This window comes from Maribacter orientalis, from assembly GCF_900109345.1.
Taxonomy (GTDB): domain Bacteria; phylum Bacteroidota; class Bacteroidia; order Flavobacteriales; family Flavobacteriaceae; genus Maribacter; species Maribacter orientalis.
Genome location: NZ_FNZN01000003.1, coordinates 20,133 through 34,879, shown reverse-complemented (window position 1 = coordinate 34,879; position 14,747 = coordinate 20,133). Strand labels below are relative to the sequence as shown.

General features: G+C 36.5%; 22 protein-coding genes. 1 reads left to right on the top strand and 21 read right to left on the bottom strand.

Annotated elements, in window-relative coordinates; genetic code table 11:
- Positions 1 to 8: 8 nt before the first annotated feature.
- The 21 genes from rplR to rpsL all read right to left on the bottom strand — a co-directional run bounded on the left by rplR (position 9) and on the right by rpsL (position 11,136).
- Complete coding sequence (gene rplR, locus BMY56_RS07165) at positions 9 to 365, bottom strand: 50S ribosomal protein L18 (RefSeq protein ID WP_091621988.1); 357 nt, start codon at positions 363 to 365, stop codon at positions 9 to 11.
- Positions 366 to 377: 12 nt separating this feature from the next.
- A complete protein-coding gene (gene rplF / locus BMY56_RS07160; RefSeq protein ID WP_091621985.1) occupies positions 378 to 920 on the bottom strand; it encodes a 50S ribosomal protein L6 in 543 nt (180 codons plus the stop codon).
- Between the two features lie 19 nt (positions 921 to 939).
- A complete protein-coding gene (rpsH, locus tag BMY56_RS07155) occupies positions 940 to 1,338 on the bottom strand; it encodes a 30S ribosomal protein S8 (protein ID WP_091621983.1) in 399 nt (132 codons plus the stop codon).
- A 65-nt stretch (positions 1,339 to 1,403) separates the two neighbouring features.
- Positions 1,404 to 1,673 carry a 30S ribosomal protein S14 gene (gene rpsN, locus BMY56_RS07150; protein ID WP_091621980.1) on the bottom strand — a complete coding sequence of 90 codons (270 nt, stop codon included), beginning with the start codon at positions 1,671 to 1,673 and terminating at the stop codon, positions 1,404 to 1,406.
- 1 nt (position 1,674) lies between these two features.
- Entirely contained in the window at positions 1,675 to 2,226 is a 552-nt protein-coding gene (gene rplE, locus BMY56_RS07145) for a 50S ribosomal protein L5 (protein ID WP_091621977.1), read from the bottom strand.
- A gap of 2 nt (positions 2,227 to 2,228) precedes the next feature.
- A complete protein-coding gene (gene rplX, locus BMY56_RS07140) occupies positions 2,229 to 2,543 on the bottom strand; it encodes a 50S ribosomal protein L24 (RefSeq protein ID WP_091621976.1) in 315 nt (104 codons plus the stop codon).
- 13 nt (positions 2,544 to 2,556) lie between these two features.
- Positions 2,557 to 2,925: a 50S ribosomal protein L14 gene (rplN, locus tag BMY56_RS07135; RefSeq protein WP_027064819.1), complete on the bottom strand. Its 369-nt coding sequence runs from the start codon at positions 2,923 to 2,925 to the stop codon at positions 2,557 to 2,559.
- Positions 2,926 to 2,928: 3 nt separating this feature from the next.
- The gene (rpsQ, locus tag BMY56_RS07130) at positions 2,929 to 3,186 is read right to left on the bottom strand and encodes a 30S ribosomal protein S17 (protein WP_079510393.1); all 258 of its coding nucleotides are present in this window, start codon (positions 3,184 to 3,186) and stop codon (positions 2,929 to 2,931) included.
- Positions 3,187 to 3,199: 13 nt separating this feature from the next.
- Positions 3,200 to 3,391: a 50S ribosomal protein L29 gene (rpmC, locus tag BMY56_RS07125; RefSeq protein WP_079510392.1), complete on the bottom strand. Its 192-nt coding sequence runs from the start codon at positions 3,389 to 3,391 to the stop codon at positions 3,200 to 3,202.
- 12 nt (positions 3,392 to 3,403) lie between these two features.
- Complete coding sequence (gene rplP, locus BMY56_RS07120) at positions 3,404 to 3,832, bottom strand: 50S ribosomal protein L16 (protein ID WP_079510391.1); 429 nt, start codon at positions 3,830 to 3,832, stop codon at positions 3,404 to 3,406.
- Between the two features lie 20 nt (positions 3,833 to 3,852).
- Positions 3,853 to 4,572 (bottom strand): 30S ribosomal protein S3, encoded by a 720-nt coding sequence (gene rpsC / locus BMY56_RS07115; RefSeq protein WP_091621974.1) that lies wholly within the window; start codon positions 4,570 to 4,572, stop codon positions 3,853 to 3,855.
- A gap of 1 nt (position 4,573) precedes the next feature.
- Positions 4,574 to 4,981: a 50S ribosomal protein L22 gene (gene rplV / locus BMY56_RS07110; RefSeq protein WP_079510389.1), complete on the bottom strand. Its 408-nt coding sequence runs from the start codon at positions 4,979 to 4,981 to the stop codon at positions 4,574 to 4,576.
- A 3-nt stretch (positions 4,982 to 4,984) separates the two neighbouring features.
- Positions 4,985 to 5,263 (bottom strand): 30S ribosomal protein S19, encoded by a 279-nt coding sequence (gene rpsS / locus BMY56_RS07105; RefSeq protein ID WP_068483643.1) that lies wholly within the window; start codon positions 5,261 to 5,263, stop codon positions 4,985 to 4,987.
- Positions 5,264 to 5,277: 14 nt separating this feature from the next.
- Positions 5,278 to 6,102, bottom strand: a complete 825-nt coding sequence (gene rplB / locus BMY56_RS07100; RefSeq protein ID WP_091621971.1) for a 50S ribosomal protein L2 — start codon at positions 6,100 to 6,102, stop codon at positions 5,278 to 5,280.
- Between the two features lie 9 nt (positions 6,103 to 6,111).
- Positions 6,112 to 6,402, bottom strand: a complete 291-nt coding sequence (rplW, locus tag BMY56_RS07095) for a 50S ribosomal protein L23 (RefSeq protein WP_091621968.1) — start codon at positions 6,400 to 6,402, stop codon at positions 6,112 to 6,114.
- Positions 6,403 to 6,406: 4 nt separating this feature from the next.
- Entirely contained in the window at positions 6,407 to 7,039 is a 633-nt protein-coding gene (gene rplD / locus BMY56_RS07090) for a 50S ribosomal protein L4 (RefSeq protein ID WP_091621966.1), read from the bottom strand.
- Positions 7,039 to 7,662: a 50S ribosomal protein L3 gene (gene rplC / locus BMY56_RS07085; protein ID WP_079510385.1), complete on the bottom strand. Its 624-nt coding sequence runs from the start codon at positions 7,660 to 7,662 to the stop codon at positions 7,039 to 7,041. Before rplC ends, rplD begins: the two co-directional genes overlap by 1 nt.
- A gap of 145 nt (positions 7,663 to 7,807) precedes the next feature.
- Positions 7,808 to 8,113: a 30S ribosomal protein S10 gene (gene rpsJ, locus BMY56_RS07080; protein ID WP_007094989.1), complete on the bottom strand. Its 306-nt coding sequence runs from the start codon at positions 8,111 to 8,113 to the stop codon at positions 7,808 to 7,810.
- 9 nt (positions 8,114 to 8,122) lie between these two features.
- Positions 8,123 to 10,255 carry an elongation factor G gene (gene fusA / locus BMY56_RS07075; RefSeq protein ID WP_091621963.1) on the bottom strand — a complete coding sequence of 711 codons (2,133 nt, stop codon included), beginning with the start codon at positions 10,253 to 10,255 and terminating at the stop codon, positions 8,123 to 8,125.
- 6 nt (positions 10,256 to 10,261) lie between these two features.
- Complete coding sequence (gene rpsG, locus BMY56_RS07070) at positions 10,262 to 10,738, bottom strand: 30S ribosomal protein S7 (protein ID WP_079510383.1); 477 nt, start codon at positions 10,736 to 10,738, stop codon at positions 10,262 to 10,264.
- Between the two features lie 23 nt (positions 10,739 to 10,761).
- Positions 10,762 to 11,136, bottom strand: coding sequence for a 30S ribosomal protein S12 (gene rpsL, locus BMY56_RS07065; protein ID WP_027064832.1), 375 nt, complete (start codon positions 11,134 to 11,136; stop codon positions 10,762 to 10,764).
- Between the two features lie 399 nt (positions 11,137 to 11,535).
- Here rpsL and BMY56_RS07060 point away from each other — a divergent pair, with 399 nt between their 5' ends.
- Positions 11,536 to 14,742, top strand: a complete 3,207-nt coding sequence (locus BMY56_RS07060) for a SusC/RagA family TonB-linked outer membrane protein (protein ID WP_091621960.1) — start codon at positions 11,536 to 11,538, stop codon at positions 14,740 to 14,742.
- The last annotated feature ends 5 nt before the right edge of the window (positions 14,743 to 14,747 follow it).

Below are 14,747 nucleotides of genomic sequence, written 5' to 3'. Positions count from 1 at the left end.
CTAGTATATTAGAATTTTAATCCTGCTTCTCTTGCACCATCAGCTAAAGATTTTACTCTTCCATGATACAAATTACCTCCTCTATCGAAAGCTACCTTATCAAGGCCTGCTTTTACAGATTTCTCAGCAATTGTTTTTCCAACTAAAGCAGCAATCTCTGTTTTATTTCCCTTTGTTTTAGCAATATCCTTATCTCTAGAAGAAGCAGATGCTATTGTGATTCCTTTAACGTCATCTATAATTTGAGCGTAAATCTCACTATTACTTCTGAACACAGATAACCTTGGTCTTGCTGCAGTTCCAGAAGAAACCTTACGAATTCTACGTCGGATTCTTAATTTTCTTTGTGTCTTTGATAATCCCATAATACCCTTATATTAAGCTGACTTACCAGCTTTTCTTCTTAATATTTCACCTACAAACTTAATTCCTTTCCCTTTGTACGGTTCAGGTCTACGGAAAGATCTAATTTTTGCAGCAATATGACCAACTAATTGTTTGTCATAGGACGTTAGTTTTACAATTGGGTTCTTACCTTTTTCAGAAATAGTTTCAACCTTAACTTCTGGAGCCAGATCAAAAACTATATTATGAGAAAAACCTAAAGCTAAATCTAGTTTTTGACCTTGATTACTTGCTCTATACCCAACACCTACCAATTCTAATTCTTTGGTCCATCCTTTAGAAACACCTTCAACCATATTAGTTATCAGTGATCTATATAAACCGTGCTTTGCTTTATGATCCTTAGAATCTGACGGTCTTGTCACCCAAGCCTGTCCATCTTCTACTTTAACCGCAACATCAGAAAACTCTTGAGTCAATTCACCTAACTTTCCTTTTACAGAAATGATATTGTCATTGATTTCAATTGTAACTCCTTCAGGAATCGCGATTGGATTATTACCTATTCTAGACATCTTCTAAATCTTTAATCAATTAATAAACGTAGCACAAAACTTCACCACCCACTTTTTCTGCCTTTGCTTGTTTGCTTGTCATTACACCGTGAGATGTAGAAACAATAGCAATACCTAAACCATTCAATACACGTGGTAAATCTTCGTTACCAGCATACTTTCTAAGACCCGGTTTACTGATACGTTGAATTTTCTTAATGACAGGTTCTTTAGTAAGTTTGTCATATTTTAAAGCTATTTTAATAGCTCCTTGAACCTTATTGTCCTCAAACTTATAACTTAAAATATATCCTTGATCGAATAATATTTTAGTTATCTCTTTTTTTAGATTCGACGCAGGAATTTCAACAACCCTGTGACCCGCTCTACTAGCGTTTCTAACTCTCGTTAGGTAATCTGCAATAGTATCTGTTACCATTTATATATAATTCGGAGACGGTTTTCAGCAACTAAGCTAAACCTGAAACCATTAATAATTCTTTTTTACCAGCTTGCTTTTTTAACACCAGGTATTAAACCAGCGTTAGCCATTTCTCTAAACATTACCCTAGAAATACCAAAAGTTCTCATGTAACCCTTAGGTCTACCAGTTAACTTACATCTATTGTGTAATCTTACCGGAGATGCATTCTTAGGTAATCTCTGTAAAGCTTCATAGTCTCCAGCTTCTTTCAAAGCTTTTCTCCTTTCAGCATAAATTGCTACAGTTCTTTCCCTTTTTCTCTCACGGGCCTTCATTGATTCCTTAGCCATACTAATTCTTTTTAAAAGGTAATCCTAATTCAGTTAATAAAGATTTTGCTTCCTTGTCAGTTTCTGCCGAGGTTACAAAAGTAATATCCATTCCGTTAATTCTATTGATTTTATCAATATTAACTTCTGGAAAAATAATCTGTTCGGTAATACCTAAGTTATAATTTCCACGACCATCAAAGCCAGTAGCTTTAATACCTTGAAAATCCCTTACTCGTGGTAAAGCAGAAGTTACTAAACGATCTAAGAATTCGTACATGCGCTCACCTCTTAGAGTAACCTTTGCACCAATTGGCATACCTTTTCTTAATTTAAAGGCAGCAACATCTTTTTTAGATAATGTAGCAACTGCTTTTTGACCCGTAATCATTGTCATTTCATCAAGTGCGTGGTCAATAAGCTTTTTATCAGCAACAGCAGCACCTACTCCTCTACTCATTACTATTTTCTCTAATTTAGGAACCTGCATTACATTACTGTAACCAAATTCTTCGGTAAGGGCAGCAATAATTCGCTCCTTATACTCTTTCTTTAATCTTGTAACGTATGCCATAACTAAATTACTTCTTTGGATTTTTTGGAAACCCTAACTTTTTTACCATCCTTCATCTCATAACCAACTCTTGTAGTATCTCCGGATTTACCATCGATTAAAGAAAGGTTTGAAATATGGATTAAAGCTTCTTTTTTTACAATACCACCTTGAGGATTCTTAGCACTAGGCTTCTCATGTTTAGATACCATATTAGCACCTTCAACAATGGCTTTATTTTTCTCAAGATCTACACGCATTACCTTACCTTCGGTTCCCTTGTGGTCACCAGCAGTAATTCTTACTGTATCTCCTGTTTTAATTTTTAACTTTTTCATCTTGTCAGTTATATTATAATACCTCTGGGGCCAATGATACAATCTTCATGAATTGCTTATCTCTAAGCTCTCTTGCAACAGGTCCAAAAACACGAGTACCTCTCATTTCTCCTGCAGGGTTCAACAATACACAAGCGTTATCATCAAATCTGATATAAGACCCATCAGGTCTTCTTACCTCTTTTTTAGTGCGAACTACAACCGCAGTTGATACCGCTCCTTTTTTGATACCTCCGTTAGGAGTTGCCTCTTTTACAGTAACAACAATTTTGTCACCAATTGACGCATATCTTCTTTTAGTACCACCAAGAACACGGATAGTTAAAACTTCCTTTGCTCCTGTGTTATCCGCAACCTTTAATCTAGATTCTTGCTGTAACATAACTTATTTAGCTCTTTCTAAGATTTCTACTAATCTCCAACATTTGGTTTTACTCATAGGACGAGTCTCCATGATTTTTACCGTATCACCAATATTGCAGTCATTTTTTTCGTCATGCGCGACATATTTCTTAGTCTTCAAAACGAATTTACCGTACATAGGATGCTTTACTCTTTTCACTTCAGCAACAACAATGGATTTCTCCATTTTATCACTAGTGACTACTCCTACTCTCTCTTTTCTTAAGTTTCTTTTTTCCATAAAGCACAACCAATTATTGGTTTTCCCTATTAGTTAATTCAGTAGCCAATCTTGCCACCGTTCTCCTTACTTTTCTTATCTGAAGCGGATTTTCTAACGGAGTTACAAAATGTGCCATTTTCAAATCTCCATGTTGCTTCTTATACTCGGCCAATTTCTCCGTAAGTCCTTCTACAGACATTTCTTTAATCTCTTGTTTTTTCATCGTTACTTACGTTTAATTTGCTACCTCGTAATCTCGAGCCACAATAAATTTTGTTTTAACAGGAAGTTTTTGTGCCGCTAATCTTAAAGCTTCTTTTGCTACTTCCATTGGAACTCCAGCCACTTCGAACATTATTCTACCTGGCTTAACCACAGCAACAAAATATTCAGGTGCACCCTTACCTTTACCCATACGTACCTCTAGAGGCTTTTTGGTTATCGGCTTATCCGGAAATATTTTGATCCACAATTGACCTTCTCTCTTCATAAATCTTGTAGCAGCAATACGAGCAGCTTCAATTTGGCGTGAAGTCAAAAATGTAGCACCATCAACATTCTTTATACCGAACATACCATTTGAAAGTTGGTGTCCTCTTCCAGCTAGACCTTTCATACGGCCCTTCTGCATCTTACGGAACTTCGTTCTTTTCGGTTGTAACATTACTTTAGTTCTTTAAAAAATTACTTTCTACGACGTTGTTTTCTTCCACCTTCTTGCTTACCACCTTTAGAGGAATCACTTTTTTGCATTCCTACCAATGGAGATAAATCTCTTTTACCGTAAACCTCACCTTTCATAATCCAAACTTTAATACCAAGTTTACCATATGTAGTTTGAGCTTCTTGTAAGGCATAATCAATATCAGCCCTAAAGGTCGATAATGGAATTCTACCATCTTTATAAGATTCTGAACGAGCCATTTCAGCACCATTCAATCTTCCAGAAATTTGAATTTTAATACCTTCAGCATTCATACGCATTGCTGCAGCGATTGCCATTTTAATTGCTCTTCTAAAAGAAATTCTACTCTCTATTTGACGAGCAACACTTGCCGCTACTAGATTCGCATCTAATTCTGGCCTTTTTATTTCGAAAATATTGATTTGAACCTCCTTATTGGTGATTTTCTTCAACTCCTCTTTTAACTTATCAACTTCTTGACCACCTTTACCGATAATAATACCAGGTCTAGCTGTGGTTACAGTAACAGTTATTAATTTAAGGGTACGTTCTATTATAACTCTAGAAACACTAGCTTTAGAAAGTCTGGCATGAATATACTTACGTATTTTATCATCCTCAGCCAATTTATCACCATAATCATTTCCACCATACCAGTTAGACTCCCAACCTCTAATGATTCCTAGACGATTTCCTATTGGATTTGTTTTCTGTCCCATTCTAGTTTTCTGTTATATTTTTAGACCCTAAAACCAATGTTACATGGTTTGAACGTTTTCTAATTCTATGCGCTCTACCTTGTGGAGCAGGACGCAATCTTTTCAACATTGCACCACCATCAACTCTAATTTCAGCAACAACTAAATCTGCATCTTCTAAATTTGCATCTTCATTCTTGGCTTGCCAGTTTGCTAAAGCAGACAATAATAACTTTTCCAATTTTCTTGAAGCCTCCTTAGGATTGAACCTCAATATTGCCAAAGCATTTTCTACCTTTACACCTCTAATCAAGTCAGCTACAAGACGCATTTTTCTTGGTGAAGTAGGGCAGTTATTCAACTTAGCGAAAGCTACCATCTTCTTTTCAGCCTTTATTCTTTCGGCCATCTGTTTTTTACGAACTCCCATAGCTTACTTTTTTCCTTTGTTTTTCGCACCTACGTGACCTCTAAAAGATCTGGTTGGTGAAAATTCCCCAAGTTTATGTCCTACCATGTTTTCTGTTACAAAAACAGGTACAAATTGTTTTCCGTTATGAACTGCTATAGTCATCCCAACAAAATCAGGAGTTATCATAGAAGCTCTTGACCAAGTTTTAATTACCGACTTCTTACCGGATGAAACACTTTGTTGGATTTTTTTCTCCAAGCTATAGTGAACGTATGGTCCTTTTTTTAGTGAACGTGCCATTTCTTTCTACTTTTTTATTTCTTTCTACGTTCTATTATATACTTATTGGTGCTCTTGGTTTTAGAACGAGTTCTGAATCCTTTAGCAGGTATTCCGTTTCTCGATCTTGGATGTCCTCCAGAAGCTCTACCTTCACCACCACCCATTGGGTGATCGACAGGGTTCATTGCAACTGGTCTAGTTCTTGGTCTTCTACCCAACCATCTACTTCTACCAGCTTTACCAGAAACCAATAATTGATGATCCGAGTTAGATACAGCACCTATAGTAGCCATACAACCAGAAAGAATTAATCTTGTTTCTCCAGATGGCATTTTAACAGTAACAAACTTACCGTCCTTAGCCATAAGTTGAGCAAATGTACCTGCACTTCTTGCCATTACGGCACCTTGACCAGGTCTTAACTCAATACATGATATTATTGTACCTAAAGGTATTTCTCTTAATGGTAATGCGTTTCCAATTTCTGGAGCCACCGAATCACCAGAGGAAATCTGCTGATCAACTTGCAATCCATTTTGAGCAATAACATATCGCTTTTCACCATCAGCATACTCTAAAAGAGCAATAAATGCTGTTCTATTTGGATCATATTCAATAGACTTTACAGAAGCTAGCACATCTTGCTTATCCCTTTTAAAGTCTATCACACGATACCTTCTCTTATGACCTCCACCTTTTTGGCGAATTGTCATTTTTCCTTGACTGTTTCTACCTCCGGACTTTTTTAACGGAGCAAGCAAGCTCTTCTCCGGCTTATCAGCAGTAATGGCGTCAAATCCATTTACTACTCTAAAACGCTGTCCTGGAGTGATTGGTTTTAATTTTCTAACTGACATTTCTTGTCTTTATAGATTACTGTAAAAATCGATAATATCACCCTCTACAACATCAACAATTGCTTTTTTAATTGCATTTGTTTTACCATGCTGAACTCCAGTTTTTGTATATCTGGATTTTCTGGTGGGTCCGTAATTCATAGTACGAACCTTCTTTACTGAAACACCATAAGTAGCTTCAATTGCATCCTTAATTTGCAATTTATTTGCCTTAGGGTTAACTACGAAACCATAACGATTATTCAACTCGCTATCAGCAGTCATCTTCTCCGTTATAATTGGCTTTATCAACACACTCATGCTATTATTGTTTATTTAAATTCGATTCGATTCCTTCTAAAGAGCTTTCCAACAACACTACACTGTTAGCATTAAGAATTTTATAAGTACTTAATTCTGAGTTAGTTATAACTTCAGAGCCTTTAAAATTACGCGAAGACAAATATACACCTTTATTTGAATCACCCAACACTATTAAAGATTTTTTGTTCTCAAGACCTAAAGTCCTTAAAACCTGTATAAAATCTTTTGTTTTCGGAGTGTCGAAATCAAAGTCTTCAACTACTAAAATTGCATTTTCTTTAGATTTTAAAGACAAGGCTGATTTTCTTGCCAAACGCTTTAAATTCTTGTTCAATTTTTGAGTATAATCCTTAGGTCTTGGTCCAAAAATTCTACCCCCACCTCTAAAGATTGGTGATTTAATACTACCAGCTCTTGCTGTACCTGTACCTTTTTGTTTTTTAATCTTCCGAGTACTTCCAGCAATTTCGGCTCTTTCCTTTGCCTTATGCGTTCCTTGTCTTTGGTGTGCCAAATATTGCTTAACATCCAAATAAACTGCGTGATCATTAGGCTCTATAGCGAAAACATCATCAGAAAGGTTTGCCTTTCTACCTGTGTCTTTTCCTTTAATATCTAAAACTGCTATTTTCATTACATCCACCTTTGTATAGTTACATAAGCATTCTTATGGCCCGGAACACAACCTTTTACAACTAAAAGATTCTTTTCTGGAACTACTTTTAAAACTTTCAGGTTTTGAACCGTAACACGATCCGTACCCATTCTACCGGCCATTTTCATACCTTTGAAAACTCTTGCAGGATATGACGCAGCACCAATAGAACCTGGGGCCCTAAGTCTGTTATGCTGACCATGCGTCGCTTGACCCACACCAGCAAAACCGTGACGCTTTACCACACCTTGAAAACCTTTACCCTTAGATGTACCAATAACATCTACGAATTCGCCTTCAACAAAAACGTCAACACCTACAGTGTCACCTAATTTAAAATCACCTTCAAAATCTTGGAACTCAACGACTTTTTTCTTAGGAGAAGCACCTGCTTTTTTAAAATGGCCTAACTCAGCCTTATTAGCACGACTTTCTGCCTTGTCATCGAAACCAAGCTGAAGAGCACTATACCCGTCAACCTCTTCGGTTCTGACTTGGGTAACTACACATGGCCCAGCTTCTATTACGGTACATGGAATATTCTTTCCATTCTCGTCAAAAATACTAGTCATGCCTATTTTCTTTCCTATTAACCCAGACATACTTATTTATATTAATTATTACTTATTAAATTCTTTACAAAAAAATAGGGTCAAAATAATTTAACCCTAAATTATTTTTTCCATTTTTCCTTCGCACGCAGCTTAGGACATGTAGCCTAACCCATAATCGGGATAGACAGCAAATTTACACCTTAATCTCTACTTCTACACCACTTGGAAGCTCTAACTTCATAAGTGCATCAATAGTTTTTGATGAAGAACTATAAATATCCAATAATCTCTTATAAGAACTTAATTGGAACTGTTCTCTAGACTTCTTGTTCACGTGTGGTGAACGCAAAACGGTGAATATTTTTTTATGCGTTGGTAATGGAATTGGTCCTGTTACTACAGCACCGGTAGTCTTTACCGTTTTTACAATCTTCTCGGCAGACTTATCTACCAAATTGTGATCGTAAGATTTTAGTTTTATTCTAATTTTCTGACTCATGTCCTAAATTTATGCTGTTATTCCTTTTGCTGCTTTGATTACTTCTTCTGATATGTTAGAAGGAGTTTCTGCATAATGTGAAAATTCCATTGTTGACGTTGCACGACCCGAAGATAAAGTTCTAAGTGAAGTAACATATCCGAACATTTCAGATAATGGAACAGTCCCTTTTACAACTTTAGCACCAGCTCTATCACTCATATCGCCGATAGCACCTCTACGTCTGTTTAAATCTCCAACGATATCACCCATATTTTCCTCAGGGGTAATAACCTCTAACTTCATTATTGGCTCCATTATTACAGCACCTGCAGCTTTACCCGCAGCCTTGTAACCCATTTTTGCAGCCAATTCGAAAGAAAGCGCATCAGAATCCACAGCGTGGAAAGATCCATCCTTAAGAACAACTTTCATCGTATCCATTTCATAACCGGCCAAAGGTCCATTCTGCATTGCAGCTTGAAATCCTTTTTCCACAGATGGTATAAATTCTTTTGGAATACGACCACCTTTTATCTGATCTACGAATTGAAGTCCTTCTCCTTCGAAATCCTCATCCGCAGGACCCATTTCAAATACAATATCACCAAATTTACCACGTCCACCAGATTGCTTCTTATAAGTTTCTCTATGTGAAGCTGTTTTAGTCAATGCTTCTTTATATTCTACTTGAGGCTCACCTTGATTAACCTCTACCTTAAATTCTCTTCTTAAACGATCTACAATAATATCTAAGTGCAACTCGCCCATTCCAGAAATAATAGTCTGACCTGAAGCTTCATCGGTTTTCACTTGAAAAGTTGGATCTTCTTCTGCCAATTTAGACAACGCCATTCCTAACTTATCTACATCAGCCTTAGTTTTAGGTTCAACAGCAATACCAATAACCGGTTCTGGGAAATTCATACTTTCCAAAACAATTGGGTGCTTTTCATCAGACATGGTATCACCAGTCTTTATATCCTTGAAACCTACTGCCGCTCCAATATCACCTGCTTCGATATAATCGATAGCATTTTGCTTATTAGAGTGCATTTGATATATACGAGAAATACGCTCTTTTTTTCCAGAACGGTTATTCAATATATATGAACCCGCATCTAAACGACCAGAATATGTTCTAAAAAAAGCTAACCTTCCAACAAATGGATCAGTAGCAATTTTAAAAGCTAATGCCGAAAAAGGCTCCTTTACACTAGGTTTACGTCTTTCAATCGCACCTGTATCAGGGTTTGTACCTTCAATAGCTTCCTTATCCATAGGAGATGGAAGATATCTACAAACAGCATCCAATAAAAACTGAACACCTTTATTTTTAAATGAAGAACCACAAATCATTGGAATGATTGCGCGATCCATTACAGCAGCTCTTAAAGCAGCATGAACTTCATCTTCAGAAATAGAATCTTCATCTTCGAAGAATTTTTCCATCAATTGTTCATCATACTCAGCTACAGCTTCAATCAAGGCAGCTCTATACTCCTTAACCTCTGCCTTCATATCCTCAGGAATATCGATAACATCAAAAGTAGCACCGAAGCCCTCTTCATGCCATACGATAGCTCTGTTTTTTGCTAAATCCACTATACCTCTAAAATCGGATTCATCACCGATTGGAAGTACAATTGGAACTGCATTTGAACCTAACATTTCCTTTACTTGCTTACAAACCATAAGGAAATTAGAACCTTGACGATCCATTTTGTTCACAAATCCAATTCTTGGAACCTTATAGTTATCCGCCAATCTCCAGTTAGTTTCCGATTGTGGCTCAACACCATCAACAGCACTAAACAAAAAGACTAAACCATCTAAAACACGTAAAGAACGATTTACCTCAACGGTAAAATCAACGTGTCCCGGGGTATCGATAATGTTAAAATGATAATCCATTGCCTCAGCAGTTGGTTCACCATTCTCTTTAGGAAATTTCCACTCACAAGTAGTGGCAGCCGAAGTAATTGTAATACCTCTTTCCTGCTCTTGCTCCATCCAGTCCATAGTGGCTGCACCATCATGAACTTCACCTATTTTATGACTAACTCCCGTATAAAAAAGAATACGTTCAGTAGTGGTGGTTTTACCAGCATCAATGTGCGCAGCAATACCTATGTTTCTTGTATATCTTAAATCTCTTGCCATTTCCGATTAAAATCTAAAGTGAGAGAATGCTTTGTTTGCTTCAGCCATTTTGTGTGTATCGGTTCTTTTCTTAACCGCTGCACCTTCTTCTTTAGCTGCCGCTAAAATCTCCCCTGCTAATTTTTGAGACATCCCTTTTTCATTACGCTTTCTAGCATAACTAATCAACCATTTCATTGCAGTAGAAATCTTTCTGTCTGGCCTAATTTGCATAGGAATCTGGAACGTAGCTCCACCAACCCTTCTACTTCTTACTTCAACATGAGGCATTACATTACTTAATGCATCTTTCCACAACTCTAAAGCCGTTTTCTCATCATCGGTCTTTTTAGCATCTACGATGTCTATTGCATCATAAAAAACGCTAAACGCAACTGATTTTTTACCATCCCACATCATCATGTTGACGAAACGTGTCACCAATTGATCATGAAATCTTGGATCTGGTAAAAGTGGTCTTTTCTTTGCCTGTCTTTTTCTCATTACTTCCTTTTAAACAAGTTTAATTAATTCTTAGGGCGTTTTGCACCATATTTAGATCTACGTTGTGTTCTACCGGCCACACCTGCTGTGTCCAATGCACCACGTACAATATGATACCTAACTCCTGGTAAATCTTTAACTCTTCCGCCTCTTACTAATACTATCGAGTGCTCTTGTAGATTGTGACCCTCTCCTGGAATGTAAGCGTTAACTTCCTTACCATTTGTCAACCTAACCCTTGCTACTTTTCTCATAGCTGAATTTGGTTTCTTTGGCGTTGTAGTATAAACACGTGTACAAACACCCCTTCTTTGAGGACACGAATCCAAAGCAGCCGATTTACTCTTCTTAGTAATCGTCTCTCTTCCTATTCGTACTAATTGTGATATTGTTGGCATACTATAATAATATATAAAAATTACCCCTACTTTAAGGGTCGGCAAATGTAGTGATATTTTGCAATAATTCAAACCCCGATCAATTTATTTTCATTTTTTTTAATTACACCACAAATTATTCATTCACAAAACAGCTAACCCATATAATAGGTAGTACCTCTTCTTTACCAAAAATTATGATTTTTTAAGTTTTACTAAATTTAATTAATTTACTCTTTTGGTGATTAATTATGAATTTCACAAAAAATCATATGTTATATTATTCACCTTTAAATACACATGGTGTTTAATCTGTAACTTCCAATTTTATAACCTGCTCTTAAAGTTTTATTAAAATTAACTTGCATTATTAACAGTTTATTATGAAGTTTGTAGCTAGCTAATTCAAATAATTTAAAAATGAGAACAAAACTAAATGGATTGTTAACGCTACTATTGGCGTTAGTTGTGCATATTTCTTTTGCACAACAAAAAACAGTATCCGGTACGGTTACTGATCAAGGAGGGCTTCCTTTGCCCGGGGTTAACATCGTAGTTGAAGGTACCACTACAGGTACTCAAACCGATTTCGATGGAAATTATTCAATTATGGCCTCTCAAGGGCAAACATTACTCATTACCTATATTGGTCAGAAAGCAGTTCGCCAAACAGTAGGCGCTGGAAGTACGATTAATGTACAGATGGAGGAAGATGCTCAAGCTTTGGAAGAAGTAGTTGTTACTGCCCAGGGTATTAAAAGAGAGAAAAAATCTCTTGGTTACGCAGTTTCTTCCGTTGGTGAAGAAGATTTAGAGCAAAGAGCTGAAGGTGACGTTGGTAGAGTACTAAACGGTAAAGCTTCTGGTGTATTAATTAATGCTGCCAGTGGTGTTTCAGGTTCTGCTACGAACATTATTATTCGTGGTTTTACTTCTATCTCAGGTTCTAACCAACCTTTATTCATTGTAGATGGTGTTCCTTTTAGTTCTGACACGAACAACCAGGGTGATGCTATCGATGGTAACGTTGGTTCGAGTAGATTTTTGGATCTAGATCCAAACAACATTGCCAATGTGAATGTACTTAAAGGTTTGGCTGCGGCTAACTTATACGGTACTGCAGGTAGAAACGGTGTAATATTAATTACTACAAAAGCTGGCTCAACTGGTACAGGTAAGAAAAAATCTGAAATCACAGTTAGTTCATCTCTTTTCTACAACGAAATTTCTACATTACCTGATTACCAAGACCGATATGGTAATGGTTTTGATCAGGCTTATGGTGAATTTTTCAGTAACTGGGGTCCTGATTTCAATATTGCCAATCCAAATAGTTTTGGTGATAAATGGAGAGGTACTACCTCTGACGGAACCATTTTAATTAAGCATCCTTACTCGAACAATGCTGCTGTAAGTGCTGCTTTCCCAGAATATCAAGGACAAACTTACGAGTATAAGCCTTATGATGGTGTTAAGAATTTCTTTCGTACTGGTACGGTAACGAACAACTCAGTAAGTGCTTCAGGCTCTTCTGATGATGGGAAAATATCATATAACGCTAGTGTTGGTAATTTAAGAGACGAAGGGTTTACACCAGGAAACAAATTACAAAGAACAACATTTAGTATTGGTGGTAAAGCTGAATTAAGCAATAGATTTACTGTTAATGGTACAATGAACTTTACCAAGAGTGATGTGAAATCACCACCTATTGCCGCTAGTTTAGGTAATGGTGCTACAGGTGACGGTGCTTCGGTTTTTGGTCATTTATTCTTTACTCCTAGAAGTGTTGACTTAATGGGTCTTCCTTTTCAGAGCCCTATCGATGGTAGAAGTATTTACTATAGAGGCGGTAACGATATTCAAAACCCAAGATGGACAGCTGAAAATGCTTTTGCAAATCAGTTGACTAATAGAGTTTTTGGTAGCACACAATTTACCTATAAAATTAATGACAATATCAATGCATTCTTTAGAACTGGTTTAGATTTCTATTCAGAACGTAACGAAATTGGTCAAAATAAAGGTGGTGCTGAAGGGTATATACAAGGTAGATACCAAACGTATGATAACAAAAACACTATTTGGGATCATACCGCACAGATTAACGGTATGTGGCAATTAACCGAGAAATTAGATATGAACGTGAACTTAGGAGCTACCTCTAGAAGAACAGAATTTTCTAGACAAGGGGTTACTAGTGATCAACAATCTATTTTTGGAGTATTCAGACACTACAACTTTGCTACACAAGCACCTGTTCAGCGTGATGAAACTCAAAACATTATGGGTGTATATGCACAAACAGAATTTGGATATGACAATTTCGCCTACTTAACATTAGCGGCTAGAAATGATTGGGTTTCTAACTTTATTGAAAATTCAATATTTTACCCATCTGCGAGTTTATCAATTTTACCTACAGCCCTTATTGACGGTTTGCAATCTCAAAACGGACTTAACTTCTTGAAGTTAAGAGCTGGTTACGGTACTTCTGCCGGTTTCTTCGGTGGATATCCAGTAGCAAATACTGCAACTTTAGATACAAGAGAATTCTTAAAAGACGGTACATTGGTATCTTCAATTACTGTTGATGATGAATTAGCTAATCCAGGTCTAAGCCCAGAGTTATTAAAAGAACTTGAATTTGGTTTGGAAACTCGTTTTATCAATAACAGAGTATCGTTAGATGTATCTGTTTATAAAAAGAATACAACTGATTTAATTTCTGAACAACCTTTAGATCCTTCAACTGGATATACTTCTACGGTTACCAATATTGGTGAAGTTCAAGTTAAAGGTATTGAGGCTGATCTAGGTCTTACTTTGTTCCGTAATGATAATCCAGGAGGTTTTAATTGGAATATCAACGCTAACTTTACAGCTGATGAATCTACGGTTATTGATTTAGGTCAAGACACGGACAACATTAACATAGGTGGTATATTCTCTGACCTTTCTAACTTTGCTGTAACAAATAGACCTTTTGGTATTATAATGGGTAGTAGAGTATTGAGAGATGAAAATGACAACAAAGTTGTTTCTAGTAACGGATTCTTCGTTGAAGAAAATGGTTTGTTTGAAATCGGTGATCCAAATGCGGATTGGAGACTTAACGTAAGTAATGGTTTCAATTTCAAAAACTTCTCTTTCAACTTTGACATTTCTTACAGACATGGTGGTGATGTGTATTCTAACACAATATCTGCTTTGGTAGGTAGAGGTTTAACTACAGATACTGAAGATCGTGTATCTACTTTTGTTTTGCCAGCCGTTAAAGCTGATGGTTCTGTAAATGACATTCAAATCAACAACTCTGATTATTATTTCAGTAACGTTGCATTTGGCCCTAGTGAGTTACAAGTTTATGATGGTAGTACACTTCGTTTAAGAGAACTTAGATTAGGGTACTCAGTACCTAGCAAAGCATTAGAACAAACTCCTTTTGGATCATTAAGTTTTACCGTAAGTGGTCAAAACATATGGTTTAAAGGTCTTAATGTTCCTGATGGAACTAATTTTGACCCGGAAAATCTTGGGGTTGGTGTAGGTAATGCATTAGGATTTGACTTTATCAATAGTCCAGGTTCTAGGAGATATGGTATGTCTATTAAAGCAACATTTTAAAAAAA

What these genes read in the sequence shown, in the direction of transcription:
- rpsN (WP_091621980.1), bottom strand. Translation starts at nt 1,673, where the DNA reads ATGGCTAAGGAATCAATGAAGGCCCGTGAGAGAAAAAGGGAAAGAACT.
- rpsS (WP_068483643.1), bottom strand. Translation starts at nt 5,263, where the DNA reads ATGGCACGTTCACTAAAAAAAGGACCATACGTTCACTATAGCTTGGAG.
- fusA (WP_091621963.1), bottom strand. Translation starts at nt 10,255, where the DNA reads ATGGCAAGAGATTTAAGATATACAAGAAACATAGGTATTGCTGCGCAC.
- rplN (WP_027064819.1), bottom strand. Translation starts at nt 2,925, where the DNA reads ATGTTACAGCAAGAATCTAGATTAAAGGTTGCGGATAACACAGGAGCA.
- rplB (WP_091621971.1), bottom strand. Translation starts at nt 6,102, where the DNA reads ATGTCAGTTAGAAAATTAAAACCAATCACTCCAGGACAGCGTTTTAGA.
- rplE (WP_091621977.1), bottom strand. Translation starts at nt 2,226, where the DNA reads ATGGCATACGTTACAAGATTAAAGAAAGAGTATAAGGAGCGAATTATT.
- rplD (WP_091621966.1), bottom strand. Translation starts at nt 7,039, where the DNA reads ATGAAAATAGCAGTTTTAGATATTAAAGGAAAAGACACAGGTAGAAAG.
- rpsL (WP_027064832.1), bottom strand. Translation starts at nt 11,136, where the DNA reads ATGCCAACAATATCACAATTAGTACGAATAGGAAGAGAGACGATTACT.
- BMY56_RS07060 (WP_091621960.1), top strand. Translation starts at nt 11,536, where the DNA reads ATGAGAACAAAACTAAATGGATTGTTAACGCTACTATTGGCGTTAGTT.
- rpsJ (WP_007094989.1), bottom strand. Translation starts at nt 8,113, where the DNA reads ATGAGTCAGAAAATTAGAATAAAACTAAAATCTTACGATCACAATTTG.
- rplW (WP_091621968.1), bottom strand. Translation starts at nt 6,402, where the DNA reads ATGAGTGTGTTGATAAAGCCAATTATAACGGAGAAGATGACTGCTGAT.
- rplC (WP_079510385.1), bottom strand. Translation starts at nt 7,662, where the DNA reads ATGTCTGGGTTAATAGGAAAGAAAATAGGCATGACTAGTATTTTTGAC.
- rpsG (WP_079510383.1), bottom strand. Translation starts at nt 10,738, where the DNA reads ATGAGAAAAAGACAGGCAAAGAAAAGACCACTTTTACCAGATCCAAGA.
- rplX (WP_091621976.1), bottom strand. Translation starts at nt 2,543, where the DNA reads ATGAAAAAGTTAAAAATTAAAACAGGAGATACAGTAAGAATTACTGCT.
- rpsC (WP_091621974.1), bottom strand. Translation starts at nt 4,572, where the DNA reads ATGGGACAGAAAACAAATCCAATAGGAAATCGTCTAGGAATCATTAGA.
- rpmC (WP_079510392.1), bottom strand. Translation starts at nt 3,391, where the DNA reads ATGAAAAAACAAGAGATTAAAGAAATGTCTGTAGAAGGACTTACGGAG.
- rpsH (WP_091621983.1), bottom strand. Translation starts at nt 1,338, where the DNA reads ATGGTAACAGATACTATTGCAGATTACCTAACGAGAGTTAGAAACGCT.
- rplP (WP_079510391.1), bottom strand. Translation starts at nt 3,832, where the DNA reads ATGTTACAACCGAAAAGAACGAAGTTCCGTAAGATGCAGAAGGGCCGT.
- rplV (WP_079510389.1), bottom strand. Translation starts at nt 4,981, where the DNA reads ATGGGAGTTCGTAAAAAACAGATGGCCGAAAGAATAAAGGCTGAAAAG.
- rplF (WP_091621985.1), bottom strand. Translation starts at nt 920, where the DNA reads ATGTCTAGAATAGGTAATAATCCAATCGCGATTCCTGAAGGAGTTACA.
- rpsQ (WP_079510393.1), bottom strand. Translation starts at nt 3,186, where the DNA reads ATGGAAAAAAGAAACTTAAGAAAAGAGAGAGTAGGAGTAGTCACTAGT.
- rplR (WP_091621988.1), bottom strand. Translation starts at nt 365, where the DNA reads ATGGGATTATCAAAGACACAAAGAAAATTAAGAATCCGACGTAGAATT.